This window comes from Allobosea sp. 117 (assembly GCF_000702305.1).
In the GTDB taxonomy this organism is placed as follows: Bacteria; Pseudomonadota; Alphaproteobacteria; order Rhizobiales; family Xanthobacteraceae; genus Ancylobacter.
Map to the genome: position 1 here is coordinate 379,818 of NZ_JNLC01000013.1, position 24,499 is coordinate 404,316.

Below are 24,499 nucleotides of genomic sequence, written 5' to 3' on the forward strand. Positions count from 1 at the left end.
CGAGCCCGGATAGTCCCGGTGGCGCGAGGAGGTCAGCGGGGAAGGACGGACGAACCCATCAGGAATTCGTCGATCGACCGCGCCGCCTGACGGCCCTCGCGGATCGCCCACACCACCAGCGACTGGCCGCGCCGCATGTCGCCGGCGGCGAACAGCTTCGGCACGCTGGTGGCGTAATCCGTGTCGTCCGCCGCGACATTGCCGCGTCCGTCATAGGAGACGCCGGACTGATGCAACATCCCCTCATGCAGGGGATGGGAGAAACCGAGCGCGATGAAGACGAGATCCGCCTTCAGCACGAACTCGGTGCCGGGTATGGGCTGGCGCTTGGCGTCGACGCGGGCGCAGCGCACGCCGATGACGCGGCCCTTCTTGCCCTCGATGCCGAGCGTGGCGGCGGCGAATTCGCGCTCGGCGCCCTCGGCCTGGCTGGAAGAGGTGCGGAACTTGGTCGGCCAATAGGGCCACACCGCCAGCTTGTCCTCCTTGATCGGAGGCACCGGGCGGATGTCGAGCTGGTGCACCGACAGCGCGCCCTGCCGGAAGGCGGTACCGACGCAGTCGGAGGCGGTGTCGCCGCCGCCGATCACCACCACGTGCCGGCCGGCGGCGAGGATGGGCTGCTCGCGGCTGACGTCCTCGTGACCAATGCGGCGATTCTGCTGCACCAGATAGGGCATGGCGTAATGCACGCCTTCGAGCTCCTGGCCCGGCAGGCGCGGATCGCGCGGAGCCTCGGAGCCGCCGCACATCAGCGTCGCGTCGAAGGCCGCGGTGATGTCCTCGATCGAGCGGGTGACGCCGACATTCACGCCGTAATGGAAGGTGACGCCCTCCGCCTCCATCTGCGCGACGCGGCGGTCGATATAATGCTTCTCCATCTTGAAGTCGGGGATGCCGTAGCGCAGCAGGCCGCCCGCCTTCGGCTCGCGCTCGAAGACATGCACGTCGTGCCCAGCGCGGGCGAGCTGCTGGGCGGCGGCGAGGCCGGCCGGGCCGGAGCCGATGACCGCGACCTTCCGGCCGGTCTTGTGGGCCGGCGGCTCGGGCTTCACCCAGCCCATCTTCCACGCCTTGTCGGCGATCGCCTGCTCGACCGTCTTGATGGTGACCGGCACGTCCTCGAGGTTCAGCGTGCAGGCCTCCTCGCAGGGCGCGGGGCAGATGCGGCCGGTGAATTCGGGGAAGTTGTTGGTGGAGTGGAGGTTGCGCGTCGCCTCCTCCCAGTTCCCGTTATAGACGAGGTCGTTCCAGTCCGGGATCTGGTTGTGGATCGGGCAGCCGTTCGGCCCGTGGCAGAACGGGATACCGCAATCCATGCAGCGCGAGGCCTGGTTGGCCACCTCGCTGTCGGGCAAAGGCAGGGTGAACTCACGGAAGTGGCGAATGCGGTCGGAGGCCGGCTGGTACTTCGCTTCGCGCCGATCGATCTCGAGAAAACCGGTTACCTTACCCATTGCGCCCTCTTTCGCGGAGCACCGCCACCCTGGAGGCGTTCCACCTCAGGTGCAGATACATCAATCATGCCAGTCGGGGAAATATGGCGCGGCACACCGCCGCGCGCTTTTCGCGTCCGCCCGCCGTCATCCCGGCCCGGCCCTGCGGCCGTCCGGGACGACGATGGGGGATGCGGCCGCCGTGCCTATTCGGCGGCCTGCAGCGTGCGCGCTTTTTCCATCTCACGCAGCGCCCGCTGGTACTCGACCGGCATCACCTTGACGAACTTGCCGCGATAGTCCGGCCAGTTGTCGAGGATGGTCTGCGCCCGGCTGGAGCCGGTGTAGTGCAGGTGCTTGGCGATGAGCTGGTGCAGGCGCTCCTCGTCGCCATGGCCCATGTCGGCCATGATGTCGATGCGGCCCTTGAACTCCAGATCACCGCCATGATGGTGGAGGCGCTCCAGGAGGTCTTCCTCCTCCTCGACCGGCTCCAGATCGACCATGGACAGGTTGCAGCGCTTCTTGAACGAGTTGTCCTCGTCCAGAACATAGGCGACGCCGCCGGACATGCCGGCCGCGAAGTTGCGCCCGGTCGGCCCGATGACGACCACCACGCCGCCGGTCATGTATTCGCAGCCATGGTCGCCGGTGCCCTCGACCACGGCGATGGCGCCGGAGTTGCGCACGGCGAAGCGTTCGCCGGCGACGCCGCGGAAGTAGCACTCGCCCGCGGTGGCGCCGTAGAGCACGGTGTTACCGACGATGATCGAGCGTTCCGGCACGATGCCGGTGTGCTCCGGCGGACGGACCACGATGCGCCCGCCCGACAGGCCCTTGCCGACATAGTCGTTGGCCTCGCCGACCAGCGTCATCGAGACGCCGGCGGCCAGGAAGGCGCCGAAGGCCTGCCCGGCGGTGCCGGTCAGGTTGATCTCGATGGTGTCGTCCGGCAGCCCGGTCTCGCCGTGGCGCTTGGCCACCTCGCCGGAGAGCATGGCGCCCGCCGAACGGTCGATGCTCTTGATCGGCAGGTCGATCACGACCTTGTCGCCGTTCTCGAGCGCCGGCATGGCCGCCTCGATCAGCTTGCGGTCGAGCACATGCTGGATCGGGTGGTTCTGCCGCTCCTTATGATAGACCGCCACCTCGGGGCCGACCTGCGGCTTGGCGAAGATGCGGGTGAAATCCAGCCCCTTCGCCTTCCAGTGGTCGATCGCGGCCTGCTTGTCGAGCCATTCGGAGTGGCCGATCAGCTCGTTCACCGTGGTCACGCCGAGCGCGGCCATGATCTCGCGCACCTCTTCCGCGACGAAGAAGAAGTAGTTGATCACGTGCTCGGGCGTGCCCTTGAAGCGCTTGCGCAGCACCGGGTCCTGCGTCGCGACGCCGACCGGGCAGGTGTTGAGGTGGCACTTGCGCATCATGATGCAGCCCGCCGCGATGAGCGGAGCGGTGGAGAAGGCGAAGTCGTCCGCCCCCAGCATGGCGCCGATCACCACGTCGCGCCCGGTGCGCAGGCCGCCGTCGACCTGCAGGGCGATGCGCCCGCGCAGGTTGTTCAGCACCAGCGTCTGGTGCGCCTCGGCGAGGCCGATCTCCCACGGGCTGCCGGCATGCTTGATGGCGGTGAGCGGGGAGGCGCCGGTGCCGCCCTCGAAGCCCGACACGGTGATGTGGTCGGCGCGGGCCTTGGCGACGCCGGCCGCTACCGTGCCGACGCCCACCTCGGACACCAGCTTCACCGAGATGTCGGCTCCCGGATTGACGTTCTTCAGGTCGAAGATGAGCTGCGCCAAGTCCTCGATCGAATAGATGTCGTGGTGCGGCGGCGGCGAGATGAGGCCGACGCCGGGGGTGGAATGGCGCACCTTGGCGATCACCGCGTCGACCTTGTGGCCGGGCAATTGGCCGCCTTCGCCGGGCTTGGCACCCTGCGCCATCTTGATCTGGATCATGTCGGCGTTGACGAGATAGTCCGCCGTCACGCCGAAGCGTCCGGAAGCCACCTGCTTGATCGCCGAGCGCATGGAATCGCCGTTCGGCAGCGGCTTGAAGCGCGAGGATTCCTCGCCGCCCTCACCGGTGTTCGACTTGCCGCCGATGCGGTTCATCGCGATGGCGAGGGTGGTGTGCGCCTCGCGCGAGATGGAGCCGAACGACATGGCGCCGGTGACGAAGCGCTTCACGATCTCCGCCGGCGGCTCGACCTGATCGAGCGGAACCGGCGTGCGGCCGATCTCCGCCGCCTCGCGGATGCGGAACAGCGAGCGGATGTTCAGCGTCTTGTCGCCGGTCTCGTTCACCAGCTTGGCGAAGGCGCGGTACTTGTCCTGCGCGTTGCCGCGCACGGCGTGCTGCAGGGTCGCCACCGTCTCGGGATCCCAGGCGTGCTCCTCGCCGCGCAGGCGGAAGGCGTATTCGCCGCCGACATCGAGCGAAGTGCGATAGACCGGCGCGTCGCCGAAGGCGTCGCGGTGGCGCATCGCGGTCTCCTCGGCGATCTCGGCGAGGCCGACGCCGCCGATCGAGGAGGCGGTGCCGGTGAAGTACTTCGCCACCAGCTCGGAGGAGAGCCCGACCGCGTCGAAGATCTGCGCGCCGCAATAGGACTGGTAGGTCGAGATGCCCATCTTGGACATGACCTTGAGCAGGCCCTTATCGACCGACTTGATGAAGCGCTTGACGATCTCGTCCTCGGAGACCTCCTCCGGGAACTCGCCCTTCATGTCGAGCAGGGTCTCGAAGGCGAGATAGGGGTTGATCGCCTCCGCGCCGTAGCCGGCGAGGCAGGCGAAATGGTGCACCTCGCGCGCCTCGCCCGTCTCCACCACGAGGCCGGCGGCGGTGCGCAGGCCCTTGCGGATCAGGTGATGGTGCACGCTCGCGGTCGCCAGCAGCGAGGGGATCGGAATCCGGTCCGGCCCGGTCAGCCGGTCGGACAGGATGATGATGTTGTAGCCGCCATGGACGGCCGCCTCGGCGCGCTCGCACAGCCGCTCGACGGCATCGGCCATGCCGGCCGCGCCCTTGTCGGCCGGATAGGTGATGTCGAGCGTGCGGGTGTCGAACCGCTCCTCCATGAAGCCGATCGAGCGGATCTTCTCCAGATCGACATTGGTGAGGATCGGCTGGCGCACCTCGAGCCGCTTGCGGCGGGCATTGCCCTCCAGATCGAAGATGTTCGGCCGCGGCCCGATGAACGAGACGAGGCTCATCACCAGCTCTTCGCGGATCGGGTCGATCGGCGGGTTGGTCACCTGCGCGAAGTTCTGCTTGAAATAGGTGAACAGCGGCTTCGACTTCTTCGACAGCGGCGAGATCGGCGTGTCGGTGCCCATGGAGCCGACCGCCTCCTGACCGGTGGTCGCCATTGGCGCCATCAGAAGCTTGAGGTCCTCCTGGGAGTAGCCGAAGGCCTGCTGGCGATCGAGCAGCGACACGTCGGTGCGCACCTCGCGCGCCTCGACGGGGCGCAGGTCCTCCAGCACGAGCTGGGTGCGGTTCAGCCACTCCTTGTAGGGATGCGCGCGGGCGAGCTCGGTCTTGATCTCCTCGTCGGGGACGAGGCGACCTTCCACCATGTCGACGAGCAGCATCTTGCCCGGCTGGAGGCGCCACTTGGTGACGATCTTCTCCTCGGGGAAGGTGAGCACGCCCATCTCCGAGGCGAGCACGATGGTGTCGTCGGAGGTGACGAGATAGCGCGCCGGACGCAGGCCGTTGCGGTCCAGCGTGGCGACGATCTGGCGCCCGTCGGTGGCGACGATGGCCGCCGGCCCGTCCCACGGCTCCATCAGCGAGGCGTGGTACTCGTAGAAGGCGCGGCGCTCCTCGTCCATCAGCGGATTGCCCGCCCAGGCTTCCGGCACCAGCATCATCGCGGCATGGGCGAGGCCGTAGCCGCCCTGGGTGAGGAACTCCAGCGCGTTGTCGAAGCAGGCGGTGTCCGACTGGCCTTCATAGGAGATCGGCCAGAGCTTCGAGATGTCGTTGCCGAACAGCTCACTGTCGACGGAAGCCTGGCGGGCCGCCATCCAGTTCACATTGCCGCGCAGCGTGTTGATCTCGCCGTTATGCGCCACCATCCGGTAGGGATGGGCGAGCGACCACGCCGGGAAGGTGTTGGTCGAGAAGCGCTGATGCACCAGCGCGACCGCGCTCTCGAAGTCGGGGTCGTGCAGGTCGGCATAATAGGCGCCGAGCTGGTCGGCGTTGAACATGCCCTTGTAGACGATGGTGCGGCACGACAGCGACACCGGGTAGTAGCCCTTGGTGCGCGGGTCGGCGGCATTGTAGATCGCGTTGGAGATCACCTTGCGCAGGATGAACAGCCGGCGCTCGAAGGACTCCTCGTCCGCCGTGCGCTCGCCGCGCGCGATGAAAACCTGGGCGTGCTGAGGCTCGGTCGGCAGCACGGTGTGGCCGAGCAAGGAGTTGTCGGTCGGCACGTCGCGCCAGCCGAGGAGGACAAGGCCCTCATCGGCGGTCGCCTTCTCATAGGTGGCGCGCACGATGTCGCGGCCTTCCGCGTCGCGCGGCATGAAGACGTGCCCGACGGCATAATGGCCGGGCTCCGGCAGGGCGAAGCCGAGCCGCGCCGCTTCCTTGGCGAAGAACTTGTGCGGAATCTGCACCAGCATGCCGGCGCCGTCGCCGGCGCGCGGGTCGGCGCCCACGGCGCCGCGATGCTCGAGGTTGAGCAGGATCTGCAGCCCGTCCTGGACGATCTTGTGCGACTTGCGGCCCTTGATGTCGGCGATGAAGCCGACGCCGCAGGAATCCTTCTCGTTGCGCGGGTCGTAAAGACCCGTCGCCGCCGGGAAGGACGGATCGGTGTGGCTCAGCACGGAGGGCGCGGCTTTGACGGCCGCGCGGTCCGTGGCGGACGGACGAACCGCTCCTTCCCCGACCATACCCGCGACGCTGCCGCCGAGTTCCTCGCTCATCCCGCTCTCCCTAAGATGTGCCTTGACTGAGGCTCGCCCGAGCCCGCTTCCGGCGCCAGATGGACGGCGCCGTCTACTGCCGGACCATGATAGGACAGCATGACTGCCCTATCAATCGCGAACATGCCAGAATTGACCCGCGCGCACAAGCACCCCCGGCATGCCGGCGGCGCGGAAACTTCACGCTTGTTGCGGCGGCGAGGGGCCGCACGCAATGAACGGTAAGGCGTGCCGCAGCGCAGCGCAACGCCATTGCGGAAGCCGCATGCCCGCAATGCACCGCGACGTACGATCCGGGCAGGTGCGGCATCCGTGACCAGGTCGGAGCACCTGCCTTTATGCATGCCGTTCACCTAGTGCTCCGCTTCCGGCGGCATTTCCGCAACGTCTCATCGGTGCCTCATTCGCGCGCCTTAACTGTAATCGGGCAACGCCTTGTCACCGCGAGACACAGATCAGATGCCGATTCCGCTTCCGTCCGTTTCTCTCCGCGCACCCGCCCGCGCGCGCGGCAGGTTCCTGCGTGCTCCGGTGCTCGCCGGGCTCGCCCTCCTGATCGCCCTGCCGCTGGTGTCCGGACTGGCCGCGACGACCGCTCAGGCGCAGTATTACTCGCCCTATTACGGCGCGCCGCCGGTCTACCCCGACTATTATTACGCGCCGCGCGTCTACCGTGCCCCCGCGCCGCCGCCGGCCCTGCCGCCGGAAGATGTGCGGCCGATGCTGCGCTCCATGGGCTTCTCGGCGATCAGCCCGACGCGCTTCGTCGCCGGAGCCTATGTTGCCGACGCCACCGATGCGGACGGCACGCGGGTGCGCGTACGCATCAACCGCTACACCGGCCGGGTGGTTGCAATCCGCCCGATCGGTACCGCCCGCGTCGAGCCGGTGCCGCGTCCGCCCAAGTCGGTGGCGCGCCCGAATGCGGTTCCGCAGCCGAGGACGGCCGCCCTGCCGCCGGCCGCGCCGCTGCCGCCGCCCGCGCCGGCTGTCCCGCCGGTGAACGACGCCGCGCCGGCTGCGGGCGCCGAGAAGCCGCTCGACACGCCCGCCGGGGCCAGCCCCGCCGAATCGGCGCCGCCGGTGGCAGCGGTTCCGCCGGCGAGCGAGAAGCCCGAGCCTGCCGACGCCAAGCCTGCCGACACAAGGCCTGGCGACGCGAAGCCGGTGGAGGAGGCCAAGCCGTCGGTGCCGCCCGCCGATGCCAAGCCGGCGCCGGCGGTGGCCGCCGTGCCGCCCGCGGACACGAAGCCGGACGTGAAGCCGGCCGACGCCAAGCCTGCCGCCGCCGCGCCCGCCAAGGAAGCAGCGGTCAAGCCGGATGCGCCTGCCGCCCAGCCGCAGGACGCCGCGCCGGTGCGGGTGATACCGGGCGTGGCGCCTCCCGCCCTGACGCCGCCGACCCCGGCTCCCGCGGAGCCGGCCGCCGCCGCGCCGCCGCCGCCCGCGCCTCCCGTCGTCGCCAATCCGAAGAACGGGACCGGCACCGGCACCGGCACGCCGGGCGATGCGATCTCGGCCGGATCGGCCTCGGTGCTGTCGCGCGATCCCGCGAAGGCGCCGGGCGAGACGCCGAAGGGCAAGAAGAAGGCGTCGAGCAACTAGCTCACTACGCCTCCCTGGCCGTCAAAACAAAAGGCGCTCCGGCGGATGCCGGGGCGCCCTGATTTTTCCGGCCGCCGCGACCCGAACGGTCAGATCGCCGGGCGGCAGCCTTCACGCCTGAGCCGTCACGCGGCAGCCTTGGCCTCGATCACCTTGGCGCTGCCATTGGTGATCGGGATGGTGCGGGGCTTCATGGCCTCGGGGATCTCGCGAACGAGCTCGACATGGAGCAGGCCGTTCTCGAGACGCGCGCCGCGAATCTCGACATGGTCAGCGAGCTGGAAGCGCCGCTCGAAAGCCCGCGCCGCAATGCCCTGATAGAGCACATTGGACGACTTGCTCTCCTCGGTCTCCTGCTTCTCGCCGCGGATGGTGAGGGTGTTCTCCTTCACCTCGATGCCGAGTTCCTTCTCGGTGAAGCCCGCTACCGCCACGGTGATGCGGTAGGCGTTTTCACCCGTCCGCTCGATGTTGTAGGGCGGATAGGTGGTGCCGCTCTCCACGCCGCCGACCTGGTCGAGCAGCGAGAACAGCCGGTCGAAGCCGACGGTCGAACGGTAGAGCGGGGAAAAGTCGAACGTACGCATGGCATATCCTCCTTTGAAGCGACATGCGAAGGACCCTCTCGCCTGAGCCGGGTCCGGTTGATGCACCGCCATCTGGCCGGTGCAAATTGGAAATAGGGGCCGTTTCCGATCCCGCAAGGGGGGCGCTGGCGGCCGCGATCCTGCGCGTGCGGCCGGTAATCCGATGCGTCATTTCGGCACGCATGCGGCCATCCACAGCTTTCCGGCGGCCGCCTTGCGTCGCCGCCCGGACATGCCGGGGCCGCGCGGGCGCCACTGCCCCGCCACGGCCGGGCCATGTGCATGAATGCGTGATGAAGCCTCGCTTCTGCCGCGGTTCAGGCGATGCCGGCTAAGGTCCCCACAATCCTGGGCCAGCCGTAACCGTGCCGTCCCTATTTTCACTCCCGCGCACAGCTTGTGCCTCAGAATGAACGGCCGATGAATGGCCGCTTCGGTCCATGTTCATCCGCTCGACGACCTTATTCCGCTCACTGGGCCCTGCCTCGACCGTGCGATTCCGTGCACGGCGCGGAGCGGGCGATCATCCAGGGGGTATCCTGACGGTGGTGGCGCGAGTATCGGCCGGAATAGTGGCGGTCGCGCTCCTGTTGACGCAGGCTCCCGCCCTTGTTCCGGCTGCAGCCTTCGCTCAAGGTGCCGGCATCCGCATCGATCCCTGGCGCGACCCGCTGGTGCAGCCCGGCCGCCGTCCGCCCAGCCCCTACGCGCCCTACGAGACGCCGCCCTCGGTTGGCCCCAGCGCGCCCCGCGGCATGGATGCCGACGGCGCCGTCGACATGCTGCGCTCGCGCGGCTTCTCCAAGATCTCGGTGCTGCGCCAGCGCGGCGCGATCATCATCCTCGAGGCCAATGGCCCGCGCGGCGAGCGCGTGCAGCTCATGGTGGACGGCGGCACCGGCGCGATCGCCGGGATGCGCGTCATCGGCTTCGGCGACAAGCGCTACTGACGGACTTCCCCGGCGGCCATCTTTTCCCGGAAGGCGTGGCGGTGTATCGCTCGGTGCTACGAGTTCCCAACGTCCTCAGTCGTCGGCCCGGATGATCCTGTACCCAACTGCCGCAAATCCGGTGCCCGAAGGAGCGGTGTGCGGCGTCGTTCGGACGGCCGACGGCATCACGCTGCGCTATGCGCGCTGGCTGCCGACCGCCCCGTGCCGCGGCACAGTATGCGTGCTGCCCGGGCGCACCGAGAAGATCGAGAAATATTTCGAGACGGTCGCCGATCTGCGCCGGCGCGGCTTCGCGGTGGCGGTGCTGGACTGGCGCGGGCAGGGCGGCTCGCAGCGCCTCCTGCGCAACCCGACCAAGGGCCACGCGCGCGACTTCCTCGACTATCAGCTCGACCTCCAGGCCTTCGTGCGCGAGGTGATGCTGCCGGATTGCCCGCCGCCCTATTTCGCGCTCGCCCATTCCATGGGCGCGGCGATCATGCTCGACACCGCGCGGATCGGCCGGCGCTGGTTCGACCGCATGGTGCTGGTGGCGCCGATGCTCGGCATCGAGCGGGTGCGGCACGAGCGGGCGGCGCGGCGTTCGGCGCGTCTCCTCGGGGCGCTCGGCTTCGCGCGGCTGAAGGTGCCGGCCCGGCGCGAGATCTACTCCACCAGCCTGCCCTTTGAGGGCAACCGGCTGTCCTCCGATCCGGTGCGCTACCAGCGCAACCTCGGCATCTCGCGCGAGCATCCCGAGCTCGATGTCGGCGCGCCGACCATCGGCTGGATTCGGGCGGCGTTCGATCTGATGGACCGGCTGGCCGACCCCGCCACCGCGCGGGCGATCCGCCAGCCGCTGCTGATGGTGGGTGCTGGCGCCGACGAGATCGTCTCGACGCGGGCGATCGAACATCTCGGCACCCGGCTGATCGCCGGCGCGCACATCGTCATTCCCGGCGCGCGGCACGAGATCCTGCAGGAGCGGGACGTGTTCCGCGAGCAGCTCCTCGCCGCCTTCGACGCCTTCGTGCCGGGCAGCCCGCCTTACTGAGGCGTCGCGCTCTGCCGTGAAGCGCGGTGGATGAGGGGTCAGCCCCTCGCCAGCACCTCGAGCGCCGCCGCATGCACGCGCGGGTCGCCGGCGACCACCACCCGGCCGCCGCCGAGCACCGGGTTGCCCTCCCAGTCCGTCACGATGCCGCCGGCGCCCTCGATGACCGGGATCAGCGGCACTATGTCGTGGTCGTGCAGATTGGTCTCGATGACGAGATCGACATGGCCGGCGGCGACCATGCAATAGGCGTAGCAGTCGCCGCCATAACGGGAGAGCTGCACCTCGTTCTCCACCGCTCCGAACCGGGTGCGGTCCGCCTCGTTCATCAGGCGCGGGCTGGTGGTGATCATCAGCGCCTCGCCAAGGCCACCGCAGGGGCGCACGCGCAGCGCGCGCTCGCCGGCCGGGCCGCGATAGCGCGCCACCGCGCCGTCGCCATAGAAGCGCTCGCGCACGAAGGGCTGGTGCATCATGCCGTAGACCGGCCGGCCGTTGCGCGAGAGGCCGATCAGCGTGCCCCAGGCGGGCAGCCCGGCGATGAAGGACTTGGTGCCGTCGATGGGGTCGAGCATCCAGACGAACTCGGCGTCCGGCTGGTCGTCGTCATATTCCTCGCCCTTGACGCCGTGCTGGGGGAAGGCGCCCTTGATCAGCGTGCGCATCGCCTGCTCGGCGGCGCGGTCGGCGGCGGTGACGGGGTCGAAATTGGTGCCGCGGCTCTTGTCCTCGATGCCGATGGCGGTGCGGAAGAAGGGCAGGATCGCCTGGCCGGAGACGTCCGCGAGCTGATGGACGAAGGCCTCGAAATCAACCGCGCCCATGATGTTCCCCGGTCACGAGAAGAGGTGTCCCCGCTGCCGCGGGATCGTCTGCCGCCCGGCGGCGTGCCGGGGTGCCCTGCTTCCATAGCCAGCGCCGGAGGCGGCCGCAATGGGCGAGGGGCTTGGAGGGGCCGCGGCCGCGGTCGGCGATTATGTGCGACATTCTGGCATACGTTGTGCCAGATGCGCGTGAGCCGCATGGCTGCCATGTCGGCATGGTCAGGAAATAGGCATGCCCAACGCTTGCAATCGGGAAGCAGAGCTGCCACATTCTGGCGGTGCAGAAACGCGATTGGCGTTGCGTTTCTGCTGCCCTCCTTGGGCGTTTCCTCCCTAGACTTAGGCCGCTCCGTTCGCGTGAGCGGCCTCTTTCTTTTTGGGGGTCCCGATCGGCGGACGTCCCATAAAGTCGTTTTATTTCAATTACATAGCGTGACCCGATCGCGGTCGCACGCCCCGCCGCCCGGCCCTTGCGAGGGCTTGTGTGGAGTGCTGGGCGAACGACCCCTGCCGTTACGGCATTCGTGGTCGTGATCGCTGTGCAGGCGAGAATCCGAAACCCGCGATTTGATTTCGATCGCAATCAAATGCCCGTGGGCGCGATTTCACTTCTTTCGTTTTCACTTGAGTTTGGTGCGGCGCACTGGCATATTGTTGCGGTGCGGCGACGTGATTGGCGTTGCGTCGCCGCCGCCCTCCTTGGGCGTTTCCTCCCTAGACTTGGGCCGCTCGCTTGCGAGCGGCCTCTTTCTTTTCAGCTCCCGGTATCCTGCTCCCACATCACGGCGCCCCGCCGGGGCGCGTGCTCGATCATGCGCGTGCATGAAACCCGGGCTTCAACGCCGGCGACGAAAAAGGCCGAGCGTCGGGGATGCGACAACTCGGCCGTTTAGCTGCAAAAAGTGAGATATTTAGGACACAGTCGCCGCGGATTGCTCGCGCATGCACAAAGGATCGCGCCTCCGTGCCTTGATTATTCCGCAATGCACCGACATCTTTCCGCCTGTACGCAGCGATTGGCGTCGCTTCGTACTGCCCTCCTTGGGCGTTTCCTCCCTAGACTTAGGCCGCTCCGTTCGCGTGAGCGGCCTCTTTCTTTTTGGCGTCCCTTTTTCCCGGCGTTGGATGTCCTGGCGGAGCCGGCATCCTTTCCGAGTGGAGCCTCAAGGCGGGCTCGCCCGATTTTCGACCGACGTATTCCTGCCGCCTTCACTTCGCGGTCTAACCCCAACTCATGTGAGGGGAAAACGTCGGCGGAACCGAGCGTGCAGAATTCGTATATCTCTCATTCCCAAAATGCAAGGCTGTCTGTCGCATTTTTGTATGGGCCTATAAAAAACGCCCATACTGGCAATCAAGCTATTGTAAATGAAGAATTATTCTGCAGCAGTCCGGAGCGGCGCGAGGGCCAGGTGGTCGATCCTGGCCAGCCGCGCGGCGACCTCCATGAGGTCTTCGCGCAGCTTTTCGAAGCGCCCGGTCGGCTGATAGCTGCGCTCGTCCATGTAGAGCGCGCGGTTTATCTCGATCTGAATCGCATGCATCCCCGAGGCGGGGTTGCCGTAATGCTCGGTGATGAAGCCGCCGGCATAGGGCTTGTTGCGCACCACCGAATAGCCGCGGCGACGTAGCTCGGTCTCCAGCACGTCGGTCAGCGCGCCGGCGCAGCTCGTGCCGTAGCGGTCGCCGATCACCATGTCGGTGCGCGGGCGGTCCTCGCGGCCGCTGCTCATCGAGGGCATGGAATGGCAATCGACCAGCACGGCGATGCCGAAGCTGTGCTGCATCTGCATCATCAACCGCCGCAGCGTGCGGTGATAGGGCTTGTAGAGCGTCTCGATGCGCTGGATCGCGTCGTCCACCGGAATGCGGCGCCCGTAGATCTCCTGCGCCTCGCCGACGATGCGGGCGATGGTGCCCAGCCCGCCCGAGACCCGCATGGAGCGCGTGTTCGCATAGGCGGGCAGGCGACCCTCGAACATGCGCGGGTCGAGCTCGTAGGGCTCGCGGTTGACGTCGAGATAGCAGCGCGGGAAATGCGCCCGCATGAAGGGCATGCCGGCATCGACCACGCCGCCGAACAGCGCGTCGACGAAGCTGTCCTCCGAGCGGCGGAGCGTCTGCAGGTCGAGCCGCGCCTGGACGAGGAAGCTGTGCGGGTAGACGACGCCGCTGTGGGGCGAGTTGAACAGGACGGGCGCGACGATCCGCTCGGGTTCCACCACCTCGAATGGCGGATCGATCGTTTCAGCCACGCTGGCAGCCATGACCCGCCGCTACCTTCCCGTTTCGCCTCGCCGACCGGTCAGGACGGCTTGCCCGGCTCTGTCGCCGAACCATGTCCCTATCATGCGCGGCGCCGGCGCGAAATGTCGACGCGAAATTCGAGGGATTTTGCGCCGGCCACGGCGTTTCGAGCCCGCTCCGGCGGGCCGGTGCGACGTATCGGCCGCGCGCCTCGCAAGGATTTGTCGCGTTTCGAGAACGCGGCCTTGATCAACGCGTTGCGCTGTGGGGGCACGCGAAAGTCATTCAATTTTAGGCACATATGATCTAAAGCACCGGGGAGAGGGCCGGGACGCGCGATTCGTCGCCTCCGGGCCATGCGGAAGCAGGATCGGCCGGCCGGGAGCCGGCGAGCCGGGAATGAAGTGAGACGGGTGAATGGGGATGACGAAGATCCTGCTCGCCGAGGACGACAACGATATGCGCCGTTTCCTCGTGAAGGCGCTGCAGAACGCCGGCTATGACGTCGTCTCCTACGACAACGGCGCCTCGGCCTATGACCGGCTGCGCGAGGAGCCGTTCGAGCTCCTGCTGACCGACATCGTCATGCCGGAGATGGACGGCATCGAGCTGGCCCGCCGGGCGACCGAACTCGACCCCGACATCAAGGTGATGTTCATCACCGGATTCGCCGCCGTGGCGCTGAACGCCGACAGCGGCGCGCCGAAGGACGCCAAGGTGCTGTCGAAGCCCTTCCATCTGCGCGACCTCGTCAACGAGGTCGGCAAGATGCTGGCGGCGTGAGGCCCGGCGACCTCCCCACTCGTCATGGGGAAGAGCGCGCAGGAGCTTCTTGCGCGGCGGCGGGCAAGCCGATATAGGGGAGCCCCGCGCGACGCCATGGCCTCCGGGCCGTGGGTCCGCCACCGGAATGGGCGCGTAGCTCAGCGGGAGAGCACTACGTTGACATCGTAGGGGTCACAGGTTCAATCCCTGTCGCGCCCACCATTCCGAAATCTCTGAAGCCAGACAGATAGTCGGTTTGCCGCTTGGCGCCGTTCGTGTTGCCGGCGCATGGTGACCGACACGGGTATCTCCGCACTTCCACCCATTTGTGGTAATGAGTAACCCATCGGCGGTCAGGCTGCCGGCGGTTGCGGACCTATGTTCCTGCTGGAGGGCGGTTTGCTTGAAAACTCATACTTCCCGATGATTGACGAGAGACTGCCCCTCCCGTTGCCGGCCGCTCTTGCAAAGCTGTCCACCTGCCAGGCGCAAATCGAGCGCTTTGGATCGGGTCAAAATCTGGACGATGAATGGCCGAAATTTATGGAGGAGCTGAGGTTTTATTTCAATAAATTGTTCTCTCTGAGGGTAGATCTTCTTGAAGATGAGTTGTCTATCCTTGATAGGATGAGGCCTATATTTCGTGTTTTGTCCAATCAAAAGCCGTCTCCTGATGTCAAAATTAACAATATGATCAAGGAGGCCATGGATGGCGGCCAGACGTATTTCTTCCGATGGTGGTATTCTGATTTATTTTCAACAGAATGGAATCATAGAACAATTCGCTTGTTCGAATTCGTGCGCGATAGGTCGAAATCTGTTGTCGAATTCGGGGCAGGGAATGAGTTTCTTTCCAATTATATACCAAATGGCATAGATTATATACCGTCCGATATCTTCAAAAGGTCGGATCGCACGCTTGTTCTGGACCTGAATGCGGCCGCGGAGGGGGAATTTCCGTCAGCGGACGCATGCATCATGAGCGGCGTAATTGAGTATGTTGCCGACCCCGGGCGCCTGCTTCGGTTGCTATCCCGAAAGACAAAATTCGCCGCCCTAAGCTATAACCCTGCTGAGGATGGGCACAACGTCGCGGTCAGACAGCAGAAGGGATGGTATCACCACCACGACCTTGAGAGTTTTCAGCAGATCTGTCTGAATTCCGGGTGGCGGATCGAAATATGCGAGAAAGCCAATCCGAAGAATGGATATTCGGGATATCTTTTTCTTCTCATCAATTCGGCTGATTGCGCCTAGGGCCGCTCCGGGAGCGGCGCCACCAAGGCGGGAGGCCGGGGCGTCGGCGTAAAACGAGCCTGTCGCAAAGCCACGCGCAGAATCTCCATCGGGCCTGATGAGGTCCCGCGACGCTTCCGCCGAGCCTCTGGCGTCGGGGGGCACCCACGGCCGTCGGCCGTGCTCCGGCTATGCGCCGTGACGTCCGCCCCAGGCACCTTCGCCGATCTGCCAGAGCGGCGGCATGCGGGCGAAGGGCGGGATGGTGTGGGCGATGACGGCGATGGCGAGCCGCCCGTCGGCGCCCATCTTGGCGTGGATCGCCTTGACGTGGGCTTTGACGGTGTCGACGCCGACATCGAGGATGGTCGCGATGTCCTCGTTCGACTTCCCCTGGGCGATCCAGGAGGCCACCTCGAGCTGGCGCGAGGTCAGCTCGGGAAAGGCGATGCGCAGCCGGTCGGCCGGCGTCAGCGTCGCCAGGGTGCGCTCGCGCGCCTGCCGGTAGTTGCGCAGCACATGGGGTCTGAACGCCTCCAGCCGGTCGCGCTCCGCGTCGCTGAAGGGCGGGCGCCCGACCACGCGGTGGCCAGCGATGCTCAGCACGTAATCCTCGTGCTGCATGACGATCGACATGACGCGACGCGCATTGGAGGGCAGGAACACCTCCCGCGCGATTGGCAGGGCGGCGAACTGCTCGTCGCTGAAGAAGTCCGATTCGCGCAGCGCCCGCTCGCCGAAGAAGGTCGGGTCCACGCTCCAGAAGGGATGGCTGTGCATGTGGCGGGCGAAGGCGGCCATCAGCGTGGCGCGCTTGAGCGGATCGTCCTCGACCGACAGCAGCGAGCGGAACTCCCCGCTCGAATGGTGGAATTCCGAATAGGTCACGACCTCGGCGTCGATCAGGCGCCCGATTCCGGCGAACAGCGCCGTGGGCAGCCCCATAAGATCGGTCTCGGCTTCGTAGAGGGTGACGATTTCATGCGAGAGTCCGGGATCAAATACTTCGTCTTTTGAAATAATTTCACTCTTTCGAGTAATGGTGCGTTCGGCCGCCTGCATTGCATCATGCCCTTCCGGAATGCACCTCTTGCATTGCGCTCGACATGTTAGGGCATGGTTGGAGCCGGGGCGACGGTTTTCGCGCGCGCCGGGCGCGAAGTCTTGTCTTTTCTTCGGGCCGGCGGACCTTGCAGGATCTGCTCCTTCCTTCCAGCCCTATTCCCGGCCGTCTTACGGTTTACCGGTGGCGCTTCGCCTCCTTCGATGTGATCGGCCTCGCGGCCCCATTCGTGCCGCGAACGGACGGATGTATTCAGCGGCGGGGATTCGCATTTTGCCCCGCGCTGCATAACCGCCCGACCAGCGCATGTTCCGCGAAAGTTGAGAGACTTTCGCGACGAGAACATGCTCCAACGTATTGAAATAGAGCACTTTCCTCTCGATCAGGTGATTCCACCTGATCGGAAAGGGCTCTAGGCCGAAGGATGCGACCGATGCTCGATCACGACCCGCTGCTGGAGCCCGAATCGCCCTCGCGTGGCGCCATGGTGGTCGCGGTGATCGCGCTGGTCTTCGTCGTGCTGCTCGCCGGGCTGACCGGCTATCTGGCGCTGCAGGTGATCGCGCTGAACGAGACCGTCACGCGGCTTTCCATGGCGCAGGTCGACCTCAAGGACGCGATCGCCGCGCTGGATGCGCAGGCGCCGGGCGGCAGCCCGGATGCGGCTCCCGCCGCGGCGGCGCCTGCGCCCGCGCCGGCCGCTTCCGTTCCCGCGCAACCGGCGGCAAATGGGGCGCTGGTCGCGGCCGCTCCGCCGGCGGGCGCCGGCGATGCATTCATGCCGCCTATGCCGGGAGCCTCGGCCAATACGGGAAGCGGGGCGGGCGCGCCCGGCACACCGTCCGCCGCCGCAGATGCGCCGGCGGAGGCGAAGCCCGCGCTCGCCGGCTCGGGTTTCACGGTGCGGGTCTTCGCGCCGTCGGGCTCCTTCGACAAGAACCAGTTGGCGAAACTCGTGCAGAACATCAGGTCGCTCGGCTTCGAGGCGGACGTGTCGGATGACGGCCTCGCCCAGCCGGAGATTTCCTCGGTCACCTATCATCCCGCGGTGAAGGATGTCGCCGAGAAGCTGATGGGCATGATCCGCTCGAAATATGCGGCGAAGAACTTCGAATCGCGGCCGTCCGATTCGATCCCGCCGAGCGTGCAGAAGGTCATCTTCATGAATCTGGCGGCCGGCGCGCTGAGCTGAGCGGCGGCACGCCGCGCCCCTCGCTTTCTGTGGGCGCGGGCGGCGGCGGCTTGCCGGGCACCGGCGCGCGCGCCAGAATGCACGCCAAGCGCGCATGCGCGGGGCGGGGTGCCACTTCCGGCAGCGCCCGGCTCAATGGGAGGGGCGGATGGACAGCCTGGAGCAATCGGTCGCGCTCGTCGCCGAGCCGTGGCGGGGCAGCGGCTATTACGACGAGGCCGAGGCCTGGACGTTCCTGTTCTGGAGCGACGAATATCTCGTCGTCCGGCTGCTGCGGCAGATGGACCTCACCGCCACGCTGGAGCTTGCCTGCGGCCATGGCCGCCATGCCGAGCGCGTGGTCGGGCAGGCGAAGCGGCTCGTGCTGATGGACGTGCTGCAGGAGAACGTCGATTTCTGCCGTGCGCGCTTCGCCGACCACCCCGAGGTCGAGATCTACCGCAACAGCGGCTACGACTTCGCTCCGGTCGAGGCGGCCTCGCTCACCGCCATCTTCAGCTATGACGCGATGGTGCATTTCAGCCCGGATATCGTCGAAGCCTATCTCATCGACAGTGCCCGCGTGCTGAAACCCGGCGGCATGGCGCTCTATCACCACTCGAACTACGACGCTCCGCCGGACCGGCATTACGGACAGAACCCGCACGCGCGGAACCATATGACGGAAGCGCTGTTTCGCGATTATGCCGCGCGCGCCGGCCTCGAGATCGTCTCCACCACGGCGGTCCCGTGGTCCGGCGTCGAGGACCTCGACCGCATCACGCTGCTGCGCCGGCCCTGACCCGAGCTTGCGGAGGACGCCCTTAAGGCGGTCGCCGGCGCGGGTCGGCGGGCGAGGCGGATTGATCGGTCGCCGCCACGCACGATATCTGTGCTGTCTGCCTGTTCCGCCGGAGTGACCATGTCCCGCATCGCCGACCGTTTCAGCCCCGTCCCCCGCGCCGCCGCGGTGGCGGCTGCCGCCCCCGTCGCCGCGCCCCTCGGGGTGCTGCCGCAATGGGACCTCACCGATCTCTATCCCGGCATCGATTCGCCCGAGCTTCACGCCGACCTCGAACGGGCGGCGAATGAATGCGCGGCCTTCGCGGCGGACTACAGGGGCACACTCGCCGACCTTCTGGAGGCGCCCGGCGCCGGCGCGCAAATGGCCGAGGTGGTCAAGCGCTACGAGGGGATCGAGGACCTGCTGGGCCGGCTCTATTCCTATGCCGGCCTCGTCTATGCCGGCGACACCACCGACCCGGTGCGCGCCAAGTTCTACGGCGACGTGCAGGAGAAGCTGACCGACGCCTCCACCCATCTGCTGTTCTTCACGCTGGAGCTGAACCGGCTCGACGACGCGAAGATGGAGGCGGCGCTGGAGGACCCCGGCTTCGCCCATTACCGACCGTGGATCGAGGATGTGCGGCGCGAGAAGCCCTACCAGCTCGAGGACCGCATCGAGCAGTTGTTCCACGAGAAGGGCATCACCGGGCGGGGCGCCTGGAACCGGCTGTTCGACGAGACCATCGCCGGGCTGCGCTTCGACATCGACGGCAAGCCGCTGCCGCTCGAGCAGACCCTGAACCTTTTGCAGGAGCCGGACGAGGCGACGCGCCGGCAGGCGGCCGAGGCGCTGGCCAAGGTGTTCGGCGAGAATCTGCGGCTCTTCACCCTCGTCACCAACACGCTCGCCAAGGACAAGGAGATCTCCGACCGCTGGCGCGGCTTCGAGGACATCGCGGATTCCCGCCACCTCGCCAACCGCGTCGAGCGGGAGGTGGTCGACGCGCTCGTCTCCGCCGTCCACACCGCCTATCCGCGCCTCGCGCACCGCTACTACAAGCTGAAGGCGAAGTGGTTCGGCAAGGAGAAGCTGGAGTACTGGGACCGCAACGCGCCGCTGCCGAAGGTCGAGACCCGGGTGATCGGCTGGGACGAGGCACGCGACACCGTGCTCGGCGCCTATTCCACCTTCTCGCCGCGCATGGCGGATATTGCCCGCGAGTTCTTCGACCGGAACTGGATCGACGCCGGCACGCGCCCCGGCAAGGCGCCGGGTGCCTTCGCGCATCCGACCGTGCCCTCCGCGCACCCCTATGTGCTGCTCAACTACATGGGCAAGCCGCGCGACGTGATGACGCTCGCCCATGAGCTCGGTCACGGCGTGCATCAGGTGCTCGCCGCCCCGAACGGAGCGCTGATGGCGCCGACCCCGCTGACGCTGGCCGAGACCGCCTCGGTGTTCGGCGAGATGCTGACCTTCCGCCGGCTGCTCGCCGCCGCGCCCGACAAGGCGGCGCGCAAGGCGATGCTGGCCTCGAAGGTCGAGGACATGATCAACACGGTGGTCCGTCAGATCGCCTTCTACACCTTCGAGCGGCGCATCCACACCGAGCGCAAGAACGGCGAGCTGACCGCCGAGCGCATCTGCGAGATCTGGAAGGAAGTGCAGGCCGAGAGCCTCGGCGAGGGCATCCATCTCGGGCCGGGCTACGAGGCCTACTGGGTCTATATCGGCCACTTCATCCACTCGCCCTTCTACGTCTACGCCTATGCCTTCGGCGACTGCCTCGTGAACTCGCTCTACGCGGTCTACGAGAACGCGGCGGAGGGCTTCGCTGAGCGCTATCTCGCCATGCTGGCGGCGGGTGGCACCCGGCATCATTCCGAGCTGCTCGCCCCGTTCGGCCTCGATGCGCGCGATCCGGCCTTCTGGCAGACCGGCCTCGACCTCATCGAGCGGATGATCGGCGAGCTGGAGGAGATGGAGAAGGCGTAGCCGCCGGGCCCGTTCGCCGGCCGCGCTCAGGCGGGCCGGTGGCGGGTGGCGTGCCGCTGGGAAATCCGCACGCCCTGCAGGCTCCATGAGGGCGGCGCGCCGAAGGTGCGGCGGAAGTCGTGGGTGAAATGCGCCTGGTCGCAGAAGCCGGCGTCATGGGCGGCAGCGGTGAAATTGCTGCCCCGCGCCACCGCGGCGATGGCGGCCCGCATCCTCATCCAGGCCCGGTAGCGGCGCCAGGGCACGCCCACCTCCCGGGTGAAGAGATGCTGGAAGCGGTGCGCCGACAGGCCGACCAGGCCGGCCGCGGCGACGGCGCCAGCCGGTTCGTCCGGTCCGTTCTCCAGCATGGCGAGGGCCCGCGTGATGCGGGGGTCGATCAGGCGGCGTGCGCGCCGGACCCCGAAGCCGAGAATGTCGTCGAGCGCCTCGCCGGCCCAGTCGGCGCTCGAAGCGTCCTCCCACAGCGCGCGCATCGGCGCGACCTCGCCGCCGGAGGCGAGCAGGGCGCCGTGGGTCTCCTGCGTGCCGAAGGTCAGGGAGGCGAGCGCGCCGGCTCCCTCCAGCGTCGGCTCGATGTAGAGGACGGCGATGGGTTCGCCGCCGACATCGAGCTCATGCACCACGCCGGCGGGGATGACCGCCGTGCGGCAGGAACGCCAGGGGCCGCTTTCGATCCGCAGGCGGAACGTGCCGTAAAGTCCGGCGAGGAACACCGGGGCGCCGTGCTGGTGCGGCGCGTTGTAGGTCAGCGGCCCGATGAAGCAGGTCCGCTGCCCGTCGAGATGCCAGAGCGGTCCCAGCGCCGGGACCGGTACCGGCGCAGCACGTTCATACAAGCGGGCAGGCGGGGCCACGGCTAGTCTCCGGCTGGCTGCGTCGCCTCAGGCGCGCCAGTGGAACACGAAAGACGTCCGCGCCCAAGCGGAGCCCCCCGGAGGAAAGCCATGCCCCGTTCCTTCTCCATGCCGAACCGCCGGCAGGCGCTGGCGTCCGCCGCCGCGCTCCTCGCTGCGCCGGCGCTGCTGCGCGCCTCGCCCGCCGCCGCCACCGCGCCCGCGCTCGGTCCCGCGCCGCAGAGCTTCCAGCGCTTCCGTCTCGGCGCCTTCGAGGTGACGAGCCTGCTCGATGCCGGCGGCACCATCGACGGTCCCTGGCCGGTGGTCGGCGAGGATCGCCCGGAGGGCGAGGTCGAGGCGCTGATGCGCGCCAACCTGCTTCCCGAGAAGCGCTTTCGCCCCGGCTTCTCGCCGACCCTCATAAACACCGGCTCGCAGCTCGTGCTGTTCGACACCGGCAACGGCCAGGACGGCTTCGTGAAGCCGCCCTATGGCGGCTGGCTGCTGGCCTCGCTCGCCAAGGCCGGCTATGCGCCGGAGCAGGTCGACGTGGTGGTGATCAGCCACGCCCATTCCGACCATATAGGCGGGCTGCTGCTCGACGGCAGGCCTGCCTTCCCCAATGCGCGCTACGTAGTCGGCGAGGCCGAATTCGCCTTCTGGAAATCCGACGCGCCGCTCGCGGCTCCGAAGGACGGCAATGTCTACAAGTCGGCGCTGATGTTCGCCTCCTATCTCGCGCCGCTGGCCGATCGCGCCAGCTTCGTCAAGCCGGGCGACGAGGTCGTGCCGGGCGTTCACGCGGTGGAGGCGTTCGGCCACACGCCGGGCCATCTCGCCTTCCATGTCGAGAGCGAGGGCAAGCGCCTGCTGGTCTGGGGCGACTGCGCCCACCACGAGGTCGCCTCGCTGGCGCGGCCGGACTGGCATGCGCTGTTCGACCAGGACAAGCAGGCGGGTGCCGCCACGCGCCGCAAGATCTACGACATGGCGGCGACCGAGCGGCTCGCGGTGGCGGGTTATCACACCTCCTTCCCCTCGCTCGGCTATGTGGAGCGCCGCGGCGAGGGCTATCGCTGGATTCCCGTCAGCTACCAGCTCGACTTCTGACGTCGGCGGGGGCGACCTCGGCGCCGCGATCGAAAGTCGCGGCTGACGCGGGCGGACGATCGGCCTAGATTCCGGGCGTGCCTGCAAGGCGGGCACGTTCCGCTCCCAGCTCCGAAAAGCCCCACCATGCCTGTTGCCCAAGCGTCCAGCGAAGAGACCATCCCGCCTGACACCGCCGCACTCGTCCACACGCCCTATGACGGTTCGCGCAAAGCGTTCTCCATCGGGCTCGCGCCGCTGGACTTGGACGAATGGATCGAGCCGGACCCGAACCTCGCTGAAACGCTGGAGCAACGCGCGGCGCTGATCCGCGACAAGCGCGGCGTGGTGGTGCGCGAGGAGGAGGGCACCCGCGCGGCGCAGCGCGAGGCGCTGAAGCTCGTCGTCGATCATGTCACGCTGCGCTGGCCCGAGCTCTACCGGCTGGACGGCCGGCGGCTGACGGTGGTGCCGCTGGGCCGGGTCTTCGATCTCGACGACGAGGCCGAAGCCCCGCTCGTCGTCGCCGGCCAGCTCATCTCCGACGATCTCCTGATGCTGCGGCGGAGCGAAGAGGGCTATCGTCTGGTCGCCGCCGTGCTGTGCTTCCCTTCCGCCTGGTCGCTCGCCGAGAAGTTCGGCCAGTCGCTCGACGGGCTGCACGCCGCGGTGCCGGGCTATCCCGACAAGCTCGCCAGGGTGATGAACCGCATCTTCGAGAATCTGAAGGTCGACCAGCCGGTGTGGCGGGTGAACTGGTCGATCTATCCCGATGACGAGCTGCACCATCCGGAATCGAAGGAGCGGCCGCGCAACTGGTTCGATGACGAGGCCGCTCTCGCCCCCGAGGCCTTCGTGCGGGTGGAACGTCAGACGCTGCGCCGCATGCCGGAAAGCGGCGACATGCTGTTCACCGTGCGGGTGCATGTCGACCCCTTCACCGCCTTCCGCCGCCACCCGGAGGGCGCACAGCTCGCGGGCGGCCTGCGCGACGCGATCCTCGCACTCGACGCCGACCAGCTTGCCTACAAGGCGCTGACCGAGCACCGCGACGCGGTCGCCGCCGCCCTCGACCGCATCGCGCGCGGCGGATAGGGGCGGGAGACTCCGACCCCACCCCTGCACGCCGTCATGCCCGGCCTTGAGCCGGGCATCCATGTCGTGCGCCGGCGGAGAGCAGGGCGCGGATCCGGAGCGCGCGGCGTCAAAGTCACCGCCGTCATGCTGAGGTGCCGCCCGGAGGGCGGCCTCGAAGCACGCAGGCGGGTGCCGGCCCAGCGGCCGTTGCACCGGCATCGTGCCCTGCATCGGCTGTCTGCGTCCTTCGAGGCTCGACCTGTGGTCGAGCACCGCAGGATGACGAGGGGCAGTGCTGGCCGGGAGGTATTTTATCCCTCCCCACGCGCGGTCCTCCCCACGCACCTCTCCCGCGCACCGACCCCACCCCGCACGCCGTCATGCCCGGACGTGATCCGGGCATCCACGCAGTGCCACGAGCACTCCGATCATAGGAATTCTTTCCTTGATCTTTATGTGCGACGCTGCCATCCTTCCCCCACCTCGTCCCACCTGAAGGGGCGCAACCGGAGCGGCCGATGGCGCGGGGCGGGGTGCGGTGGCCTTATCGTGCGGAGTAACGCACCACGCGATGAGGCGGCCCAAGCCGCACGTTCCCGGGCCGGGTAACCACGGCCAACGGTGGGCGGGGGGCTGGTGCTGCGACAGGCGATCCGGAAGGATCGCCATCGGGCGACCGGCGCCGCCCCGGAGCGGAGGATAGCAAGGTTAGTCCTCCGGGGGCCGTGCGGAGCAAGCCTATAGACACCGCGTGCGGGGCGCCGGAGACCGGCGCATCGGACGATTGACGACCAGTCTGCACCACCTTTCATCACCCGGTGCAGGCGATCGGCCGGAGCGGTC

Annotated in this window: 17 protein-coding genes and 1 tRNA gene; 11 read left to right on the top strand and 7 right to left on the bottom strand. The window is 67.5% G+C overall.

Going from position 1 to position 24,499, the window contains the following annotated elements:
- Positions 1-32 precede the first annotated feature (32 nt).
- Together U742_RS0113030 and gltB are read right to left on the bottom strand one after the other, a co-directional pair.
- Entirely contained in the window at positions 33-1,457 is a 1,425-nt protein-coding gene (locus U742_RS0113030) for a glutamate synthase subunit beta (RefSeq protein ID WP_029353672.1), read from the bottom strand.
- Positions 1,458-1,642: 185 nt separating this feature from the next.
- Positions 1,643-6,385 (bottom strand): glutamate synthase large subunit, encoded by a 4,743-nt coding sequence (gene gltB, locus U742_RS0113035; protein ID WP_029353675.1) that lies wholly within the window; start codon positions 6,383-6,385, stop codon positions 1,643-1,645.
- 459 nt (positions 6,386-6,844) lie between these two features.
- Between gltB and U742_RS22520 the strand changes: the two genes are divergently transcribed.
- On the top strand, positions 6,845-7,990 hold the full coding sequence (locus U742_RS22520; RefSeq protein ID WP_051661141.1) for a hypothetical protein: 1,146 nt from the start codon (positions 6,845-6,847) through the stop codon (positions 7,988-7,990).
- A gap of 125 nt (positions 7,991-8,115) precedes the next feature.
- Here the strand turns inward: U742_RS22520 and U742_RS0113045 are convergent, their stop codons facing one another.
- Complete coding sequence (locus U742_RS0113045) at positions 8,116-8,577, bottom strand: Hsp20 family protein (protein WP_029353678.1); 462 nt, start codon at positions 8,575-8,577, stop codon at positions 8,116-8,118.
- Positions 8,578-9,149: 572 nt separating this feature from the next.
- Between U742_RS0113045 and U742_RS0113050 the strand changes: the two genes are divergently transcribed.
- Positions 9,150-9,527, top strand: a complete 378-nt coding sequence (locus U742_RS0113050; RefSeq protein WP_051661142.1) for a hypothetical protein — start codon at positions 9,150-9,152, stop codon at positions 9,525-9,527.
- 91 nt (positions 9,528-9,618) lie between these two features.
- Entirely contained in the window at positions 9,619-10,563 is a 945-nt protein-coding gene (locus U742_RS0113055) for an alpha/beta fold hydrolase (RefSeq protein ID WP_029353682.1), read from the top strand.
- 38 nt (positions 10,564-10,601) lie between these two features.
- Here U742_RS0113055 and hisN read toward each other — a convergent pair whose 3' ends face one another.
- Complete coding sequence (gene hisN / locus U742_RS0113060) at positions 10,602-11,387, bottom strand: histidinol-phosphatase (protein WP_029353684.1); 786 nt, start codon at positions 11,385-11,387, stop codon at positions 10,602-10,604.
- 1,376 nt (positions 11,388-12,763) lie between these two features.
- Positions 12,764-13,654, bottom strand: a complete 891-nt coding sequence (locus U742_RS0113065; RefSeq protein WP_029353686.1) for an N-formylglutamate amidohydrolase — start codon at positions 13,652-13,654, stop codon at positions 12,764-12,766.
- Positions 13,655-14,057: 403 nt separating this feature from the next.
- On the opposite strand from U742_RS0113065, the gene U742_RS0113070 reads away from it, so the two are divergent.
- From U742_RS0113070 to U742_RS23220, 3 genes are all read left to right on the top strand, one after another.
- Positions 14,058-14,417 (top strand): cell cycle two-component system response regulator CpdR, encoded by a 360-nt coding sequence (locus tag U742_RS0113070; RefSeq protein ID WP_029353688.1) that lies wholly within the window; start codon positions 14,058-14,060, stop codon positions 14,415-14,417.
- A 129-nt stretch (positions 14,418-14,546) separates the two neighbouring features.
- A tRNA-Val gene (locus tag U742_RS0113075) sits at positions 14,547-14,621 on the top strand.
- Between the two features lie 156 nt (positions 14,622-14,777).
- Positions 14,778-15,656 carry a class I SAM-dependent methyltransferase gene (locus U742_RS23220; RefSeq protein WP_156034214.1) on the top strand — a complete coding sequence of 293 codons (879 nt, stop codon included), beginning with the start codon at positions 14,778-14,780 and terminating at the stop codon, positions 15,654-15,656.
- A 168-nt stretch (positions 15,657-15,824) separates the two neighbouring features.
- Here U742_RS23220 and U742_RS0113080 read toward each other — a convergent pair whose 3' ends face one another.
- Positions 15,825-16,580 carry a helix-turn-helix transcriptional regulator gene (locus tag U742_RS0113080; protein WP_248310351.1) on the bottom strand — a complete coding sequence of 252 codons (756 nt, stop codon included), beginning with the start codon at positions 16,578-16,580 and terminating at the stop codon, positions 15,825-15,827.
- Positions 16,581-17,131: 551 nt separating this feature from the next.
- On the opposite strand from U742_RS0113080, the gene U742_RS23225 reads away from it, so the two are divergent.
- The 3 genes from U742_RS23225 to U742_RS0113095 all read left to right on the top strand — a co-directional run bounded on the left by U742_RS23225 (position 17,132) and on the right by U742_RS0113095 (position 20,651).
- Positions 17,132-17,890 carry a hypothetical protein gene (locus U742_RS23225; protein WP_029353692.1) on the top strand — a complete coding sequence of 253 codons (759 nt, stop codon included), beginning with the start codon at positions 17,132-17,134 and terminating at the stop codon, positions 17,888-17,890.
- A gap of 148 nt (positions 17,891-18,038) precedes the next feature.
- Complete coding sequence (locus U742_RS22530) at positions 18,039-18,671, top strand: class I SAM-dependent methyltransferase (protein WP_051661143.1); 633 nt, start codon at positions 18,039-18,041, stop codon at positions 18,669-18,671.
- 120 nt (positions 18,672-18,791) lie between these two features.
- A complete protein-coding gene (locus U742_RS0113095) occupies positions 18,792-20,651 on the top strand; it encodes a M3 family oligoendopeptidase (protein WP_029353696.1) in 1,860 nt (619 codons plus the stop codon).
- A 26-nt stretch (positions 20,652-20,677) separates the two neighbouring features.
- Here the strand turns inward: U742_RS0113095 and U742_RS0113100 are convergent, their stop codons facing one another.
- A complete protein-coding gene (locus U742_RS0113100) occupies positions 20,678-21,508 on the bottom strand; it encodes a helix-turn-helix domain-containing protein (RefSeq protein ID WP_029353698.1) in 831 nt (276 codons plus the stop codon).
- A gap of 90 nt (positions 21,509-21,598) precedes the next feature.
- On the opposite strand from U742_RS0113100, the gene U742_RS0113105 reads away from it, so the two are divergent.
- Both U742_RS0113105 and U742_RS0113110 read left to right on the top strand, forming a co-directional pair.
- Complete coding sequence (locus U742_RS0113105; protein WP_029353699.1) at positions 21,599-22,600, top strand: MBL fold metallo-hydrolase; 1,002 nt, start codon at positions 21,599-21,601, stop codon at positions 22,598-22,600.
- 126 nt (positions 22,601-22,726) lie between these two features.
- Positions 22,727-23,674, top strand: a complete 948-nt coding sequence (locus tag U742_RS0113110; RefSeq protein WP_051661144.1) for a heme-dependent oxidative N-demethylase family protein — start codon at positions 22,727-22,729, stop codon at positions 23,672-23,674.
- Positions 23,675-24,499 lie beyond the last annotated feature (825 nt).

What these genes read in the sequence shown, in the direction of transcription:
- U742_RS0113105 (WP_029353699.1), top strand. Translation starts at nt 21,599, where the DNA reads ATGCCCCGTTCCTTCTCCATGCCGAACCGCCGGCAGGCGCTGGCGTCC.
- gltB (WP_029353675.1), bottom strand. Translation starts at nt 6,385, where the DNA reads ATGAGCGAGGAACTCGGCGGCAGCGTCGCGGGTATGGTCGGGGAAGGA.
- U742_RS0113030 (WP_029353672.1), bottom strand. Translation starts at nt 1,457, where the DNA reads ATGGGTAAGGTAACCGGTTTTCTCGAGATCGATCGGCGCGAAGCGAAG.
- U742_RS0113065 (WP_029353686.1), bottom strand. Translation starts at nt 13,654, where the DNA reads ATGGCTGCCAGCGTGGCTGAAACGATCGATCCGCCATTCGAGGTGGTG.
- U742_RS23220 (WP_156034214.1), top strand. Translation starts at nt 14,778, where the DNA reads ATGTTCCTGCTGGAGGGCGGTTTGCTTGAAAACTCATACTTCCCGATG.
- U742_RS0113110 (WP_051661144.1), top strand. Translation starts at nt 22,727, where the DNA reads ATGCCTGTTGCCCAAGCGTCCAGCGAAGAGACCATCCCGCCTGACACC.
- U742_RS0113070 (WP_029353688.1), top strand. Translation starts at nt 14,058, where the DNA reads ATGACGAAGATCCTGCTCGCCGAGGACGACAACGATATGCGCCGTTTC.
- hisN (WP_029353684.1), bottom strand. Translation starts at nt 11,387, where the DNA reads ATGGGCGCGGTTGATTTCGAGGCCTTCGTCCATCAGCTCGCGGACGTC.
- U742_RS0113080 (WP_248310351.1), bottom strand. Translation starts at nt 16,580, where the DNA reads ATGGGGCTGCCCACGGCGCTGTTCGCCGGAATCGGGCGCCTGATCGAC.
- U742_RS0113045 (WP_029353678.1), bottom strand. Translation starts at nt 8,577, where the DNA reads ATGCGTACGTTCGACTTTTCCCCGCTCTACCGTTCGACCGTCGGCTTC.
- U742_RS23225 (WP_029353692.1), top strand. Translation starts at nt 17,132, where the DNA reads ATGCTCGATCACGACCCGCTGCTGGAGCCCGAATCGCCCTCGCGTGGC.
- U742_RS0113055 (WP_029353682.1), top strand. Translation starts at nt 9,619, where the DNA reads ATGATCCTGTACCCAACTGCCGCAAATCCGGTGCCCGAAGGAGCGGTG.
- U742_RS22530 (WP_051661143.1), top strand. Translation starts at nt 18,039, where the DNA reads ATGGACAGCCTGGAGCAATCGGTCGCGCTCGTCGCCGAGCCGTGGCGG.
- U742_RS0113095 (WP_029353696.1), top strand. Translation starts at nt 18,792, where the DNA reads ATGTCCCGCATCGCCGACCGTTTCAGCCCCGTCCCCCGCGCCGCCGCG.
- U742_RS22520 (WP_051661141.1), top strand. Translation starts at nt 6,845, where the DNA reads ATGCCGATTCCGCTTCCGTCCGTTTCTCTCCGCGCACCCGCCCGCGCG.